This is a genomic window from Streptomyces albiflavescens, assembly GCF_014645835.1.
Taxonomy (GTDB): domain Bacteria; phylum Actinomycetota; class Actinomycetes; order Streptomycetales; family Streptomycetaceae; genus Streptomyces; species Streptomyces albiflavescens.
This window is the reverse complement of sequence record NZ_BMMM01000003.1, coordinates 639054-654290: the sequence shown is the minus strand read 5'-3', so window position 1 is coordinate 654290 and position 15237 is coordinate 639054. Positions and strand designations below refer to the sequence as shown.

13 protein-coding genes and 2 pseudogenes are annotated in these 15237 nt (G+C 69.2%); 6 read left to right on the top strand and 9 right to left on the bottom strand.

Annotated features, from left to right (window positions below; genetic code table 11):
• Positions 1 to 126: 126 nt before the first annotated feature.
• Positions 127 to 339 (top strand): annotated as a pseudogene (locus IEY95_RS12350) (transposase); the annotation flags it as partial.
• 24 nt (positions 340 to 363) lie between these two features.
• On the opposite strand, the gene IEY95_RS12345 reads toward IEY95_RS12350, so the two are convergent.
• The gene (locus IEY95_RS12345; RefSeq protein ID WP_189185987.1) at positions 364 to 660 is read right to left on the bottom strand and encodes a DUF6225 family protein; all 297 of its coding nucleotides are present in this window, start codon (positions 658 to 660) and stop codon (positions 364 to 366) included.
• A gap of 380 nt (positions 661 to 1040) precedes the next feature.
• On the opposite strand from IEY95_RS12345, the pseudogene IEY95_RS12340 reads away from it, so the two are divergent.
• Positions 1041 to 1598: pseudogene (locus tag IEY95_RS12340) on the top strand (IclR family transcriptional regulator domain-containing protein); the annotation flags it as partial.
• Here IEY95_RS12340 and IEY95_RS12335 read toward each other — a convergent pair.
• From IEY95_RS12335 to IEY95_RS12315, 5 genes are all read right to left on the bottom strand, one after another.
• Entirely contained in the window at positions 1549 to 2484 is a 936-nt protein-coding gene (locus IEY95_RS12335) for a PDR/VanB family oxidoreductase (RefSeq protein ID WP_189185986.1), read from the bottom strand. The pseudogene IEY95_RS12340 and the gene IEY95_RS12335 sit on opposite strands and share 50 nt — an antisense overlap.
• A complete protein-coding gene (locus tag IEY95_RS12330) occupies positions 2481 to 2726 on the bottom strand; it encodes a hypothetical protein (RefSeq protein ID WP_189185985.1) in 246 nt (81 codons plus the stop codon). The genes IEY95_RS12335 and IEY95_RS12330 overlap by 4 nt, the downstream gene beginning before the upstream one ends.
• Entirely contained in the window at positions 2723 to 3787 is a 1065-nt protein-coding gene (locus IEY95_RS12325) for an aromatic ring-hydroxylating dioxygenase subunit alpha (protein WP_189185984.1), read from the bottom strand. Before IEY95_RS12325 ends, IEY95_RS12330 begins: the two co-directional genes overlap by 4 nt.
• Positions 3788 to 4213: 426 nt before the next feature.
• A complete protein-coding gene (locus tag IEY95_RS12320) occupies positions 4214 to 5326 on the bottom strand; it encodes a sensor histidine kinase (RefSeq protein ID WP_189185983.1) in 1113 nt (370 codons plus the stop codon).
• Positions 5326 to 5988: a response regulator gene (locus IEY95_RS12315; protein WP_189185982.1), complete on the bottom strand. Its 663-nt coding sequence runs from the start codon at positions 5986 to 5988 to the stop codon at positions 5326 to 5328. Before IEY95_RS12315 ends, IEY95_RS12320 begins: the two co-directional genes overlap by 1 nt.
• A gap of 199 nt (positions 5989 to 6187) precedes the next feature.
• Here IEY95_RS12315 and IEY95_RS12310 point away from each other — a divergent pair, with 199 nt between their 5' ends.
• From IEY95_RS12310 to IEY95_RS12300, 3 genes are all read left to right on the top strand, one after another.
• Positions 6188 to 7441, top strand: a complete 1254-nt coding sequence (locus IEY95_RS12310) for a DUF418 domain-containing protein (protein ID WP_189185981.1) — start codon at positions 6188 to 6190, stop codon at positions 7439 to 7441.
• Between the two features lie 781 nt (positions 7442 to 8222).
• Positions 8223 to 10274, top strand: coding sequence for a phosphocholine-specific phospholipase C (locus tag IEY95_RS12305; protein WP_189185980.1), 2052 nt, complete (start codon positions 8223 to 8225; stop codon positions 10272 to 10274).
• A 52-nt stretch (positions 10275 to 10326) separates the two neighbouring features.
• Positions 10327 to 11172 carry an LURP-one-related family protein gene (locus IEY95_RS12300; RefSeq protein WP_189185979.1) on the top strand — a complete coding sequence of 282 codons (846 nt, stop codon included), beginning with the start codon at positions 10327 to 10329 and terminating at the stop codon, positions 11170 to 11172.
• A gap of 91 nt (positions 11173 to 11263) precedes the next feature.
• Here the strand turns inward: IEY95_RS12300 and IEY95_RS12295 are convergent, their stop codons facing one another.
• Together IEY95_RS12295 and IEY95_RS12290 are read right to left on the bottom strand one after the other, a co-directional pair.
• The gene (locus IEY95_RS12295; RefSeq protein WP_189185978.1) at positions 11264 to 12232 is read right to left on the bottom strand and encodes a DMT family protein; all 969 of its coding nucleotides are present in this window, start codon (positions 12230 to 12232) and stop codon (positions 11264 to 11266) included.
• A complete protein-coding gene (locus tag IEY95_RS12290) occupies positions 12229 to 13113 on the bottom strand; it encodes a phosphatase PAP2 family protein (RefSeq protein WP_189185977.1) in 885 nt (294 codons plus the stop codon). The genes IEY95_RS12295 and IEY95_RS12290 overlap by 4 nt, the downstream gene beginning before the upstream one ends.
• 262 nt (positions 13114 to 13375) lie before the next feature.
• Between IEY95_RS12290 and IEY95_RS12285 the strand changes: the two genes are divergently transcribed.
• A complete protein-coding gene (locus tag IEY95_RS12285; protein ID WP_189185976.1) occupies positions 13376 to 13990 on the top strand; it encodes a TetR/AcrR family transcriptional regulator in 615 nt (204 codons plus the stop codon).
• A gap of 179 nt (positions 13991 to 14169) precedes the next feature.
• Here IEY95_RS12285 and IEY95_RS12280 read toward each other — a convergent pair whose 3' ends face one another.
• The gene (locus IEY95_RS12280) at positions 14170 to 15183 is read right to left on the bottom strand and encodes a DUF2510 domain-containing protein (RefSeq protein ID WP_189185975.1); all 1014 of its coding nucleotides are present in this window, start codon (positions 15181 to 15183) and stop codon (positions 14170 to 14172) included.
• Positions 15184 to 15237: the final 54 nt, after the last annotated feature.

Below are 15237 nucleotides of genomic sequence, written 5' to 3'. Positions count from 1 at the left end.
TCCACACCTCCAACATGCTCCCAAACAGGGCCGAGAGGAAGACCTAACGGAGTCCTACTAGTGCTGGGTTCCTCTTTCGCTGGGTATATGTCCTGGTGGCGGGGTAGTTGAGGGTGCTCGGGGGCCAACGTGGAGATCGCCTACACCCCGACCAACAGCTCCTGGCTCAACCGGATCGAGGCCCAGTTCACCGCTCCGCGCTACTTTGCCCTCGACGGCACCGACCATCCCAGCCACCAGGCCCAGGGCAGCATGATCCGCCGCTACACCATCTGGCGGAACAAGCACGCCGCCGACGAACGCCTTCGCGCCGTGGTCAGCAGGGCGAACGTCGCCTGAACTGCCCTCCCGGGCAGGGCCAGGTCACGCTTCTACGTCCGATTCGACCGGGCGGACGTACCACCCCGAACAGAAATCCGCCTGCAGGACCACTTCGTCCCGGCGGAGGTGGTCTGCGTCATGAAGGACGACTCCGCTTACCACGAAGTGGCTGACGCCCGAGTCAACCGAGTCCCGCATCTCCTCTGACCTCGGACTCAGCGGCACGTCGATACGTATCGGAGCCTCGGCAGGCAATCCGCTGAGAGCGTCGAGTAGCTCCCCCACCGTCAGCTCCACGGCCTCGTGCTGATAGCTCTCTATCTCCATGTCATTGGCCATGCGGCCCAGGATAGGAGCAGAGATCCTTGATCAGCCGCTGTCGATCTGCTCTTGCCCAGGAGCATCGGTAGGGCAAACGTTGCTTGACGCGGCGCAGCTGGCGTTGTCAGGAAGTTGGGTTGCCGACACTGTGCTCGTCGACCTACCGGACAGCGTCACGAACCGCGCGACTGACGCCGAGACGCAGAGGTCGCGGCACGGCGCTGTCGCCATGCCAAGGCGAGGTAGATACCGTCGATCACGCTGAGCACGATTCCGCCGCTATCGGACACGAGGCTTGAGGCTGACAGTGAGCCCTCAGAGCGGATCAGATCCCTTCTGGGTGGTCGAGCAGCGTGCGGTTGGCAGCCTCGATGACCCGGCAGGCATCCGTGATGTTCGCCCAACCGCATCTGGAGCAACTGGCCCTCCGGGTGGGGGAGTCGTCCTCGCTCTGCGTCCTCGACGGCGACGACATCGTGTACGTGGCGCGTGTGCCCACCCGCCGGATCATGACCGCGAACATCACCGTCGGCACGCGCTTCCCGGCCCATGTCACCTCCGTGGGCCGGGTGATCCTCGCCCATCTGCCCGGGGAGGAGGTGGACGCCCGGCTCGCCCGCGCCGCACTGCGGCCCCTGACGGCGCACACCATCGTCTCGGCCGAGCTGCTCACAGCGGAACTGGACCGCGTACGACGTCAGGGGTACGCCATCGTCGACCAGGAGTTGGAGGAGGGGCTGCGCTCGGTCGCCGCCCCGGTACGGGACCGGGACGGCGAGGTGGTGGCGGCGGTGAACATCCCGGTGCACGCGAGCCGCAACTCCCTGGCCTCCGTACGCCGCGATCTGCTGCCCCACCTGCTGGCGACCGTGGCCCGCATCGAGGCGGACCTCCAGGACCTCCGGCTCACAGGTCCAGCACGAGCCGCTTTCCGAGACAGCGGGACACACAGATGAGCATCGTCTCGCCCGCCTCCCGCTCCTCGTCCGTGAGCACCGAGTCCCGGTGGTCCGGGGTCCCTTCGAGGACGTCCGTCTCGCAGGTCCCGCAGGTGCCCTCGGTGCAGGAGTAGAGCACCTCGACACCGGCGGCCCGCACGGTGTCGAGGACGGAGACGCCGGCGGGGACGGTCAGCGTGCGGGCGCTGCGCTCCAGCACGACCTCGAACTCGTCGTCCGGGCCGCTCTCTTGAAGCTTCGGCCGGAAGCGCTCGACGTGCAGCCGCCCGCTCGGGCATGCCTCCTCCACCGCGTCCAGCAGGGGGCCGGGACCGCAGCAGTAGACGAGCGTGTCCTCGGAGACCGCGGCGAGCACGGACATCAGGTCCAGCAGCCCGGTCTCGTCCTGGGGAGCGAACCGCACCCGGTCCCCGTAGCGGCTCAACTCCTCGGCGAATGCCATGGATCCGCGCGTCCGACCGCCGTAGAGCAGTGTCCACTCCGCGCCCGCCGCCTCGGCCGCGGTCAGCATCGGCAGGATCGGCGTGATGCCGATGCCGCCCGCGATGAAGCGGTAGCGGGGCGCGGGCCGGAGCTCGAAGTGGTTGCGCGGACCGCGTACGCGGACCTTGTCGCCCTGGCCCAACTGCTCGTGCACGTACGAGGAGCCACCGCGCCCGTCCGGCTCCCGCAGCACCGCGATCCGCCACGCACGACCGTCCGACGGATCACCGCACAGCGAGTACTGCCGCTCCAGGCCCGGCCCGAGCACGACATCGATGTGGGCGCCCGGCTCCCAGGAGGGGAGTTCCTCGCCGAGCGGGTGGCGCAGGGTGAGGGCGAGCACACCGTCGGCCGCGGACTCCCGCCGCTCGACGACGAGTTCGGCTTCGTACGAGGTCATGAACGGTGTCCTTGCGGTGCGTGTCCTTGCGGTGCGTGTCTTTGGGATGCGCGGCCTTGCGACGCGTGGCCTTCGGGCGTGTGGCCTGCGGGCGTGTGGCCTTCGGGGTGGGCGAGCATCCACTCCCACATCTCGATCGGGTCCTGGGCGGTGTGCTCGGCCCCGCAGTGGCAGGTGCCGTGCAGGATGTCGGTGCCCGGGAGCCAGTCGACGCGGTAGATCTCGCCGGACGGGCTGGTCACTGGACCTTCTCCATCGGCTTGTCGCCCTCCTCGACCAGACGCGCGAGGATGCGACGGGCGGCGAGACCGCCGGTGTCGATGTTGATGCTCAGCTCCTGGTAACCGGTGCGCTCCGTGCCCAGCGTCTTCTGCAGCAGGTTGAGCGCGTCGACGTCCTGCATCACGACGGTGTGGTTGAAGTCCCGCAGGAACGTGGTGACTTCCTCGTCATCGCGGGCGAAGTCCCGGGAGACCGCCCAGAAGTCGTACACCGTGCCGTCGCCGGACGGCGTGATCGCGTACGTGATCTCCGTGTGGAAGGCGTTCGGGTCGCTGCCGTCCGCCTCGGGCAGCACACCGACCGCCGCGATCCGGCTGTGCAGCAGATACAGGCACGGGGCGAAGTACTCGATGTCCTGCCAGCGCGTGATGCGGCCCTCGATGCCGGTCGAGCGGGCGTAGAACGGCGGACACTCGGCGTCGTCCATGTGCCGGCTGACCCGGACGATACCCGCGCCCTCGTCGACCTCCGTCGTGATCGGCGTCTCGGCGACCTCGGGGGTGCCGATGTAGCCGCCGTGCAGATAGGTCTCGTGGGAGAGGTCGAGGAGGTTGTCGACGAGGAGGCCGTAGTCGGCGTCGATGGGCTCCATGCCGGACACCGTGGTCCAGTCCGGCGAGTCCATGTGCCGGGCCCGCGGGATGGCCCCCGGGTCGGCGAGGGCCGGGTCGCCGATCCACACCCATACGAACGAGTCCTGCTCGACGACCGGGTACGAGGCGACACGCGCCGTGCGCGGTATCCGTTTCTGGCCGGGCACATACACGCAGGCGCCCGTCGTGTCGTACGTGAACCCGTGGTACCCGCACACGATCCGGTCGCCGTCGAGCCGGCTCTCCGAGAGCGGGAAGCGCCGGTGCACGCACCGGTCGGACAGGGCGACGGCCGTCCCGTCGTCCTCGGTGCGATAGAAGACAAGCGGTTCGCCGAGGACCGTCCGGCCGAGCAGCTCGCGCCCGACCTCGCGCGAGTAGGCGGCGACGTACCACTGGTTCCTGGCGAAGGCGGTCATGTGAGGCATGGCGTTCCCGTCCCTGAGAGCGGGGCGTCTTCGCCCCGCGTGCCGTGGTTGGACTCAGGGTCGTGACGCTTGCGGCGGCTCGGCAAGGCGGCTTCTGTCAGGCGGAAGTCCTTCTGTAAAAGTACTGGTCAGGGTGCTGGCCTGGCTGCCCGTGGTCACCGGCGCGGGAGGACAGAGTGATGCTGCCATTCCCTTCACACCCAAGGTGGAGCGAGACATGGGCAGCTGGCGCTTCGTTACGGCAATCACGGGGCTGATGGTCTTGGGCCCATGCCGTATGCACCCCCTGGGTGGTCGCCTGCCGGCCGTCCATGAGGCCGCCGGCAACGAGCACCTGCGGCGCCGCCCAGTTCGGGGCAACGGCAGCTCGAGTGACCGCTGCCGTTTGCCGAGCCGTATGTACGCACCCATGAAAACCTTCTCGTTTCAACGAGCATCCTCGATCGGCAGCTCCAGACGCAGCTCGTAGCCTCCTGCCGCCGTGGGCCGGAAGACGATGGTGCCGCCGAGAAGTTCGGCCCGCTGGCGCAGTCCGATGAGGCCGTGGTGGGCGCTGGGCAGGGGGAGGGCGGGTCGGGCGGGAGCGGTGTTGGTGACGATGGCGTGGACGGCACCGTCCTCGTGGTGGATGCGGATGGCCGCGGTGGCACCGGGGGCGTGTTTGCGTACGTTGGTCAGGGCTTCCTGGACGGTGCGGTAGAGGGCGCGCTGGACGGTCGGTGGGAGGCTGTCGGGCAGGTCCGTACTCAACTCGGCTTCGATGCCGCTTCCGTTGACCAGTCGTTGGAGGTCGGCGAGGGACGGTTGGGGAGTCAGCTCGGTGGGGCGGCTGCCGGAGGCACGCAGGACGCTGACCATGTGGCGCAGTTCCTCAAGGGTCTGCACGCCGAGCCGCCGGATGGTGGCCGCGACCTCCCGGGTCTCGGCGTCCTGGGTGCCCATCTGCAGTGCTCCGGCCTGTACCGCGATGAGGCTGACCTGGTGGGCCACGACATCGTGCATCTCCCGGGCGAGCTGTGCGCGCTCGGTCGCCAGTACGGACTGGGCGGTCAGCAGCCGCTCGTGTTCACGGGCTTCGGAGATTTCGGCGAGCCTCAGCGACAGCTCGCGCCGGGCCTGGACGAGTTGGCCGAGGAAGACCGGTGCCGCTGCCGTCGCCAGGCCGTAGCTGAGGTGGATCAGGCTGGAGGTGTCGGAGAGTTCGTGGACTTCCACCGACGACCAAGGCCACGGTGTGAAGTCGCTGATCGCGAAGGTCAGGGCGCAGCCGGCCAGCAGGATGCGATGGCGGCTCAGTGAGGCGAGGGTGTAGAGCGCTGCGAGCGTCGCGAGCACCGCGTCGGTGACGATGGCGGTCGGCAGGGTCAGGAGGAAGGTCGACAGGGGAAGCCGTCGACGGAGGGGCAGAGCGAAGGCGGCGAGGAGGGCACACGCCATCGCCAGCCGTTCTTCGGTGTCCACGTTGACCCAGACGTCCGCCAGCGAGGCTCCAACGAGCATCGCGTCCAGCAGCGGCGCGGGCAGCCGGTGGCGTTTCATCAGCCTTCCCGGTTCCGCGGCAGCCTGAGGAGACCCGCGCGTTCGGCGAGCAGCGCCGCCTGAACGCGGCTGCCCACCCGCAACTTGGTGAAGATAGCGCTGACATGGCCCTTTACCGTGCTGGCGCTGAGGTGCAGCCGCGCGCCGATGTCGTTGTTCGCGAGACCTTCGGCGATGAGGAGGAGCACGGTGCGCTCGCGATCGGTGAGCCTGGCTACGGCGTCCACAGCATGGTCTTGGGGGCCTACGTCCAGGTAGCCGTCCACCACTTTCCGGGTGACCTGGGAAGAGAGGACGGTTCCGCCCCCGGCCAAGGTGCGTATCAGGTGGGGGAGTTGCTCGGGGTCGGTGTCCTTGAGGAGAAAGCCGGCGGCGCCCGAGCGCAGGGCGGTCGTCACGTATTCGTCGGTGTCGAACGTGGTGAGTATCGCCACCGCTGGCGGCTGTGTCAGCCGACGGAGTTCGGCCAGGACGGTGAGTCCGTCCACGTCCGGCATCCGGATGTCCAGCAGGACGACGTCCGGGCGCGACTCCTTTACCGCCCGCATGGCTTGGCCACCCGGAACAGCCGCCACGACGTCGATGTCCTCCGCCGTGTCGAGGATGCGTTGGAAGCCCGTACGGATCAGGGCCTCGTCGTCGACCACCACTACCCGGATCACGCGCGCTCCGCTCGTCCCTGGACCACCCCTCGATGTCTGCGTACCACGACGAGAGGCCGCCGTCAGGGCGCGGGCCGGATTCCGGCCCATCGGCCGGTGTGGTCCCGCCACTTGGCGGGGGCGGAACGGCCCGGTCGGCCAGGTACCTTCGGAAAACCGACCGCTGGAGCATGTCCCCGAAGCTCCAGACCCTGAGAGCATGACATCCAACGCATCATCGGCCATACCGTCCACGGCTGCACCCGCCGCGGTGGCGTCAAGGGGCGAACGCCCACCCGATTCCACCAGTACACCGTCAACCCGACGGCTGATCGGAATCGATCTTGCTCGCGGACTCGCCGTCTTCGGCATGTACTCCGCCCATGTCGGCCCCGACGTGACGGTGGGCGGACCGGTGGGCTTTCTGCTGGAGCTGGCCCGTGGCCGCTCCTCGGCCCTGTTCGCTGTGCTGGCTGGATTTTCGCTCGTCATCATCACCGGCCGCCCGCACCCGCGGACCGGACGCGCGGGGCGGCAGGCCGTGGCCAGGGTCGTCATACGCTCTCTTGTCCTGGTGGCCCTGGGATACGCGCTGACCGCGCTCGACACCGACGTCGACGTGATCCTCGCCTACTACGGGCTGATCTTCCTCGCGGTCCTGCCGCTGTACCGGCTGCGGGCCAGGACACTCGCGGTAATCGCAGCCGGGAGTGCGCTGATCCTGCCTCAAGTGCTGTACATCATCAACCAGTTGATCGACCAGGGCGGCTGGGCGGACGCCGTCGTCGCCCGGGATCCACTGGCCCGGATCACCGATTCGGACGGACTCATCGAGCTGCTGTTCACTGGTGAGTACCCCGTCCTCACCTGGATTCCGTTCATGATCGCAGGTATGGCGGTCGCCCGGCTCGACCTCACCCGGCCCGGGCTCCGGGGCCGGCTGGCCGTCGCCGGTGGTGTGCTCGCCGTGCTCGGCTACGGAGGCTCGTGCCTGGCCCTGCACCTCGTGCCGCACATGGGTACCGTCATCGCCGGTGCCACGGACGGAGGTTCCGCCTCCTCGGCCTGGTGGTCCGACACTGTCGGCGACCTGACCGGCAACACACCGGCGGAGTGGCTGCTGGTGGCCGCGCCGCACAGCCAGACGACGTTCTCCATCCTCGGAAACACGGGCGTCGCGTTCGTTGTCGTGGCCGCGTGTCTCACCGTCGCCGACCGGATGCCACGCGTCATGCGCTTGGCAACACCCGTCTCGGCGGTGGGCATGGTGTCTCTGACCGCCTATGCCCTCCACATCGTCGCCCTCTGGGCCCTCGTCGACACCGAGGACGAGACCCTGAGCGCGCCTCCGGTGCTGCTCGCCTTCATCGCGATCGCGATGCTCCTGGCCACCGCCTGGACCCGCATCTTCCGTCGCGGCCCCCTGGAGTACCTGCTCCACACCGCTACTTGGCCCGCCCGCCGCATTCTCTGATCCCGTGGCACAGCCGTACGTTCCGAACTTCGCGGCGACCACGATGGACGGGACTTCGTGGTTTCCACGCAGGTGATCCGCCTGCTGGTTGCCGGGGCTGTCGATGTGCTGCTGCGGTAACGCCCGTGCGAAGGTGGCTCGTTGAAGCAGTCCGGCCCAGGAGGCGGTTCTGCCATATGGGAGTTGTCAGCCCCGGCGGATTCCCCCGTGCCGCCGGGGCTGTGTCTTCCGTGAGACCGGAGCCCGCGTTGGAGGCTTCGGCGAAGGCATGCCTGACGCGCTCGGACGGCGCTGGCTCCGAGGCCTCGTCGGGGCAGGCGCGCTCATGGTCGAGCCCGGCAACAGCACGGCGACGACCGGCTGGACTCGTGCGGCTCAGCCCAGGGTGCGCGCCGGTGCCCTCGTCAGACGGCAGTCTCCTGGGCGGCCGGAACGCCGACGGCGGTCATCCGTGCGTGCGGTCACCGTGCCTGCGGTCATCCGTGCGTGCGGCCACCGTGCCTGCGGTCATCCGTGCGTGCGGTCACCGTGCCTGCGGTCATCCGCGCGTGCGGTCAGGGGCGGGAAGGGCGCCGGTGGCGACTGCGCCCGCGGATTCCAGCCCCGGTCTCCACGGACGGCTGACGCCCTGTCTGAATCCGTTCGCCTCACGTACCCCCGACTTTCACATGAGGGCCACAGGACCCTTCCCTGACGTTTGGTGCTCTTGGAACACTCCAATCGCGCACGTTCCATCAGCTTCCGGCCGACCAGGCCCGTCAGGACAAGAGGTCACCCACTCATGCCTCAAGTGAATCGGCGTCGTTTCCTTCAACTCGCCGGCGGTACTGCGGGGTTCACCGCGCTGTCCAGCAGCATTCAGCGGGCCGCGGCGCTGCCCGCGCACCACCGTTCCGGCACGATCGATGACGTCGAGCACATCGTCGTCCTGATGCAGGAAAACCGTTCCTTCGACCACTACTTCGGCTCGCTGAGAGGCGTCCGCGGCTTCGGTGACCCGCGCCCGGCCACGACCTCCGGTACCAAGTCGGTGTGGTACCAGTCGGACGGGACCAAGGACGTGCTTCCGTTCCGGCCCGAGGCAGACGACCTGGGTATGCAGTTCATCCAGGATCTCCCGCACGGCTGGAGCGACGGACACACTGCCTTCAACAAGGGCAAGTACGACAAATGGGTACCCGCCAAGTCGTCGACAACGATGGCGTACCTGACGCGCGAGGACATCCCCTTCCACTACGCGCTCGCCGACTCGTTCACCATCTGCGACGCGTACCACTGTTCGTTCATCGGCTCCACCGACCCGAACCGCTACTACATGTGGACGGGTTACACGGGGAACGACGGCAAGGGCGGCGGCCCGGTCCTCGGCAACGACGAGGTCGGGTACGACTGGACGACGTACCCGGAGCGGCTCGAGGCGGCCGGGGTCTCCTGGAAGATCTACCAGGACGTCGGCGACGGCCTGGACGCCAATGGCTCCTGGGGCTGGATCTCCGACGCCTACCGCGGCAACTACGGCGACAACTCGCTGCTGTACTTCAACCAGTACCGCAACGCCAAGCCCGGCGACCCGCTCTACGACAAGGCGCGCACCGGCACCGACGCCCGCAAGGGCGAGGGCTTCTTCGACCAGCTGAAGGCCGACGTCCAGGGCAAGAAGTTGCCCAAGATCTCCTGGGTCGTCGCGCCCGAGGCGTTCACCGAGCACCCCAACTGGCCCGCCAACTACGGTGCTTGGTACATCTCCCAGGTCCTCGACGCGCTCACCTCCGACCCCGAGGTCTGGAGCAGGACGGCCCTGTTCATCACGTACGACGAGAACGACGGCTTCTTCGATCACCTCGTGCCGCCGTTCCCGCCGCAGTCCGACGCGCAGGGCAAGTCCACGGTCGATGTGGGCCCGGACCTCTACAAGGGCGACGCGAGCCGCACGGCCGGACCCTACGGACTCGGCCAGCGCGTGCCGATGCTCGTCGTCTCGCCGTGGAGCAAGGGCGGGTTCGTCTGCTCCGAGACGCTCGACCACACCTCGATCATCCGGTTCATGGAGCGCCGCTTCGGTGTGCACGAGCCGAACATCTCGCCCTGGCGGCGCGCGATCAGCGGTGACCTGACCGCCGCGTTCGACTTCGCCCGCAAGGACACGAAGCCGGTCGCTCTGCCGGACACCGACGGCTACCAGCCGCCGGACCACGACCGTCACCCCGACTTCGTGCCCACCCCGCCCGCGAACCCGGTCCTTCCCAAGCAGGAGCGCGGTTCTCGCCCGGCCCGCCCGCTGAAGTACGCGCCCCTCGTGGACGGTTCGGCGGACCCGGCGGCCGGCAAGTTCACGCTCACCTTCGGCTCGGGCGCCAAGGCCGGCGCGGCTTTCCTCGTCACCTCCGGGAACCGCACCGACGGCCCCTGGACGTACACCACCGAGGCGGGCAAAACGGTCTCGGACACCTGGAACTCGGCGTACTCGAACGGCTCGTACGACCTCACCGTGCACGGACCGAACGGCTTCCTGCGCACCTTCAAGGGCCCGGGCAAGGTCGCCGGACCCGAGGTCACCGCTCGGCACGTCGGGAGCGATGTGGAGCTGACCTTCACCAACAAGGGCTCCGGCACGGTTGTCCTCAAGCTCACCAACGGCTATGGCGGAAAGTCGCTGTCGTTCAAGGTGCGGGCGGGCGCGACCGTCCGGCACACGGTGGATCTGCGGGCGAGCAGGCGCTGGTACGACCTGTCCGTCGTGTCCGACGCGGACGCGGGCTTCTTGCGCCGGTTCGCCGGACATGTCGAGAACGGGCAGCCCGGTGTGAGCGATCCGGCGATCGTCACCGCCTGATGGTTACCCCAATGCCGGTTGATATCCGGCCATCGCACGGTAGTGTGCCCCGGTGACCACGCATTCGAACACTCCTGCAGGTTGGTACCCGGATCCCCACGGGGCGCCCCAGACGTTGCGTTACTGGGACGGCTCGCAATGGACCGAGCACACGAATGCGGACCAGCAGGCCCCGGCGGCACCGCAGGTACCGCATCAGGCCCAGCAGGCGTACGCCCAGCCCGCTCCGGGGCCCGACCCGCGCGTGCAGCAGCAGGTGCAGCAGCAGGCCGGGGTCGCGCCGAGTGGCGTGGGTGGCGGCACGCTGTTCACCGAACCGGTCCTGGTGGTGAACCAGAAGGCCAAGCTGATCGAGGTGACCAACGAGTACAAGGTCATGGATCAGAACGGCAACCAGCTCGGTTCGGTGACCGAGGTCGGGCAGAACGCGTTCAAGAAGATCCTGCGCTTCGTCTCCAGCCTCGACCAGTTCATGACCCACAAGCTGGAGATCCGTGACGCGTACGGCCAGCCGCAGCTGCTGCTGACCCGCCCCGCGAAGTTCCTCAAGTCACGGGTGATCGTGTCGCGTCCGGACGGCTCGCCGGTCGGCGAGATCGTGCAGCAGAACATGATCGGCAAGATCAACTTCGCGATGAACGTCAACGGCCAACAGGTCGGCGCGATCAAGGCGGAGAACTGGCGTGCCTGGAACTTCGCGATCGTCGACCACGCGGACAACGAGGTCGCCCGGATCACCAAGACCTGGGAAGGCCTCGCCAAGACGATGTTCACCACTGCGGACAACTACGTCCTGCAGATCCACTTCCAGCTTCCGGAGCCCCTGCTGAGCCTCGTCGTGGCGACGGCGCTGACCGTCGACACGGCGCTCAAGCAGGACTCCCGAGGACTGGGCTGACATCGCCTTCGCCATGCGGCACTCGGCATGAGGAAGGGCGGTTGCGGATCTCCGCAACCGCCCTTCTGTCGTTGGCGTCGGCGAGTCGACGCTAGTGAGCCGTCAGGTGGCCCGGGTTGGGCTGCTGGGGCACCAATGAGGGTTCGTACGCCGCCGATCCCGGCTCCAGTGCCAGCACCGCGGCGACGGGGTGGTCGTCGTCCATCAAGTCGGCCACCAAGTCGGCCGCCGAGGGCACGGGCTCCGGGGCCGACCGTGAGAGCGTCAGCACACCCCACGCCGCTACACCCGCTCCCGCGAGTGCCAGCATGACGCCCGCCGCGCCGCCCTGAAGGTGTTCGCCCAGCAGGGACAGGCCGATCGCCGCGGCGGCCACCGGGTTGGCGAGCGTCACGACGGCGAGCGGTGCGCCGAGACCGCCCTGGTACGCGGTCTGCGACAGCAGGAGTCCGCCCACAGCGAAGGCCGCCACGAGCAGTGCCACCACGACGACTTGGGCACTCAGCAGCGAGTCCGAACGGTCCGTCGCGGCCACCGTCACGGTCTGCGTGAGCGCGGAGGCGACACCCGAGGCGAACCCGGAGGCGGTCGCGTGCCGCAGCCCCGGCCGCGCTCCCGGTCGTGACAGACCGCCGATCAGCACGGCGGTCGTACCGGCGACGGCCAGCGCCTGCGGCACGCTCAGCACGTCCTCGGGCGCGGGCCCGGACGCCGTGACGAGCAGCGCGGCGAGGCCGAGCAGCGTGAGCGCCGTACCGCGCCACTCGACCGCGCTGACCCGCCGTCCGGCCACCCGCGCCCCCAGCGGCACCGCGGCCACCAGGGTGAGCGCGCCGAGCGGCTGCACCAGCGTGAGCGTTCCGTACTTGAGCGCGGCGACATGCAGCAGCGCGGCGGACGCGTTGAGCACGACCGACCACCACCAGGCCCCGCTGGCCAGCAGCCGCAGCGTGCCCGAGCCGGCGGACCGGGAGGCGAGCCGCTCCTGGGCGACGGCCGCGGCGGCGTACGCGACGGCCGAGAACAGGGACAGGACGACGGCGGCGGCAGTCGCGCTCATCGCGCCGCCCCCACGAGCTCCGGCACTTCCTGCACGGGACCTTCGGCGCGCTCCTGGACCCGGCCGGCGGTCGTCGCCGTCCGGTGCGGCAGGTGGATCACGGCGAGCGCGATGCCGAGCAGCGCGGTCGCGACGATGGCGTCGAGCCAGTAGTGGTTCGCCGTGCCGACGATCACCAGCAGGGTGAGCAGCGGATGCAGCAGCCACAGCCAGCGCCATCGGGAGTGAGTGGCCGCGATCAGGCCGATCGCCACCATCAGCGCCCAGCCGAAGTGCAGTGACGGCATCGCCGCGAACTGGTTCGCCATCGAGTCGGTCGCCGGGTGCGCCCCGTACACCGTGGGCCCGTACGCCTGCCCGGTGTCCACGAGCCCCGCCTCGCCGAGCAGGCGCGGCGGCGCGAGCGGGAAGGTGAGATGTCCCACCAGGGCAGCGGCGGTGAGCACGGCGAGCACTCGGCGGGCCCAGACGTAGTGGGCGGGGCGCCGCAGATACAGCCAGACCAGGAAGGCCGCGGTGGCCGGGAAGTGCACGGCCGCGTAGTAGGTGTTCGCGATGTGCACGAGGGTGTCGCTGTGCAGCAGTGCGCTCTGCACGGCGCCCTCGCCCGGCAGGTGGACGGCCCGCTCCAGGTCCCACACGCGGTGTGCGTTGCCGAACGCCTCGCCGGTATGGCCGGTGGCCAGCTGCCTGCCGATCTTGTAGATGGCGAAGAGCCCCACGACGAGCAGCAGCTCGCGAAGGAGCGGCGGGCGCGCCGCGGCGTCGTACGCGTGCGATGCGGAGGCGCCGCCCTGGGGCGACGCCCGGCGTATGGCCGCGTCGGGCGGCTCCGGTTCTGAGGCGGACTCGGAATCTGCAGGCTCGGTTCGGGAATCCATCCCCCGGCCCCCTTGCTGACGGTCTTGCGTGGGGTGGTGCGCGGTGAGCCCAGGACAGGATCCACTCGACAGAAGAGTGGGTTCTGTCCAAGGCTCATCGATACGGCAGTGTACCGATACGGGAGTGTACCGATACGGCGGTGTACCGATACGCCAGTGTACCGATACGCCTCCGTACCGGTACACTGGCGTATCGATTAGACTGTGTGAAGCGGAACACCACGGGTCACCGACCCGAGCCTGATCAGCGAGGAGAAGAGCCATGACGTCGCAGGCTGCGGACGGACCGGAGACGGTCATCGCCTCGAGCCGCTCCAAGATCACGCCCGAGCGTGAGCAGGAGTTCTACGACGCCGTGCTCGACCAGATCCGCGATAGCGGCTACGAGGCGCTCTCCATGGAGGGCGTGGCCACGAGCACCCGCTGCAGCAAGTCCACGCTCTACCGGCAGTGGAAGACGAAGCCCCAGTTCGTGGCCGCCGCGCTGCGCGCCAACCGCTGTCCGCGGTTCGCGGGGATCGACACCGGCTCGCTCGCCGGGGACCTGCGCGAGGCCGCGCGGGCCGCGGGCGACTGGTCGGGCCCCGACACCCAGCTGCTCCAGGCGCTCGGCCATGCCGTGATGCAGGACAGCGAGCTGCAGGAGGCGTTGCGCGACGCGCTCGTCGAGCCCGAGATCGCGGCGGTCGGGGAGATGATCGCCCGCGCGGTCGACCGCGGGGAGATCGCCGCCGACCACCCGGCGCTGGAGTTCATCCCGGCGCAGCTGTTCGGGGTCGTGCGCGTACGCCCCGTTCTGGAAGGCAAGTACGCGGATTCGGACTATCTCTCGCAATTCGTGGAGGCGGTCGTGCTGCCGGCCCTTGGCCTGACCTGAGACTCAGGTCGCCGTCCGCGGGATGACCGGACGTCGGCCTGTATCGCGCCGCACCGTGGGGACGGGGGCGGCGCGCACCCCCCGGCCGGGTGGGGTTCCCCTTGAGCGGAGGGGCGCCCCACCCGGCCGAACTCTTTCGGGCCGTGCTCCGTCCGGCGGATCAGGCCGGACGAAACCCCCTAGACGTTCTGCCCGTTGCCGCCGGCCCCGGGCGCCACCTTGATGCCCTTGGTGATCGTGTCGATCACCGACTGCTCGGGCGCCTTGGAGCTGACGTCGACACCGAAGCGGACGACGACGAGCGACTTGGAGTCTGTGGGGGAGGGGAAGACGAGCGACTCGACATAGCCGTCGTCACCCTTGCTCGTCACGACCTTCCACCGGACCAGATAGCCCTTCTCGCCGGCCACCGTGACCGCCTTCGAGGCGAGCTCCGTGTGCGAGGTGATCGTGCCGTAGCCCTTGCCGTACGACTCCGTGGCGTTCTTGGCGATGTCCTCCTTGGCCGCCGCCTCCGCCGTGGTCGACTTCAGCTTCTGCGCCAGTGCGGGAGCCGAGTACGCCCCGCCCCGCTGGCACTTCTGCGAGGTGTCGCCGGGGCACTTGTAGGTGTCCTTGGTGGAGATCGTGGCGCTACCCATCCCGCTCTGGCCGGTCCAGCCGTCGGGCACCGGGATGCTGATGCCGTTGTACGCGTCCGTGGCGTAGCCGTCCTCGGTCTGCGGCTGCCCCGACTGACCGGGCGCCGGGGTCTGGCCGCCCGAACCGCCGGAGTCACCGGGTGCGCCGCCGGGTCCCCCCGACTCGCCACCCTGTCCGCCCCAGGGCGCGCCCGTGCCACCCTGTCCGCCTCCGGGGCCGCCCTGACCGCCGGGGCCCTGGGAGTTCGCGCTGCTGCCGCTGTTGCCGTCGTCCTTGGTCAGCGCGTACACACCGCCTCCGATGCCCGCGAGGACCGCGATCGCCGCGGCGACCGCTATGCCCATGCGCAGTCCGCGTCGCGGTGCACCCGGGGCCAGGGCCGGATACGGTCCGGCGGCCGACGGGTGCGCCGGGGGACCCCATGCGGCGGCCGACCCGACGGGGCGGGTCTGGTCCGTCCATGCCTTACCGTCCCACCAGCGCTCGGTGGCGGGAGCTTCATCTGTCTGCCCGGGGTCGGGATACCAGCCGGGAGGAGTCACCTGCGTCATGGTGCCCACCGTATGAGCCCTGGGTGAAAGGCGGATGAGAGGGCCCCGGCAGGA

Bases quoted from the DNA above. Each gene is read 5' to 3' on its own strand.
- IEY95_RS12345 (WP_189185987.1), bottom strand. From the start codon at position 660: ATGGCCAATGACATGGAGATAGAGAGCTATCAGCACGAGGCCGTGGAG.
- IEY95_RS12335 (WP_189185986.1), bottom strand. From the start codon at position 2,484: ATGACCTCGTACGAAGCCGAACTCGTCGTCGAGCGGCGGGAGTCCGCG.
- IEY95_RS12325 (WP_189185984.1), bottom strand. From the start codon at position 3,787: ATGCCTCACATGACCGCCTTCGCCAGGAACCAGTGGTACGTCGCCGCC.
- IEY95_RS12320 (WP_189185983.1), bottom strand. From the start codon at position 5,326: ATGAAACGCCACCGGCTGCCCGCGCCGCTGCTGGACGCGATGCTCGTT.
- IEY95_RS12310 (WP_189185981.1), top strand. From the start codon at position 6,188: ATGACATCCAACGCATCATCGGCCATACCGTCCACGGCTGCACCCGCC.
- IEY95_RS12305 (WP_189185980.1), top strand. From the start codon at position 8,223: ATGCCTCAAGTGAATCGGCGTCGTTTCCTTCAACTCGCCGGCGGTACT.
- IEY95_RS12295 (WP_189185978.1), bottom strand. From the start codon at position 12,232: ATGAGCGCGACTGCCGCCGCCGTCGTCCTGTCCCTGTTCTCGGCCGTC.
- IEY95_RS12290 (WP_189185977.1), bottom strand. From the start codon at position 13,113: ATGGATTCCCGAACCGAGCCTGCAGATTCCGAGTCCGCCTCAGAACCG.
- IEY95_RS12285 (WP_189185976.1), top strand. From the start codon at position 13,376: ATGACGTCGCAGGCTGCGGACGGACCGGAGACGGTCATCGCCTCGAGC.
- IEY95_RS12280 (WP_189185975.1), bottom strand. From the start codon at position 15,183: ATGACGCAGGTGACTCCTCCCGGCTGGTATCCCGACCCCGGGCAGACA.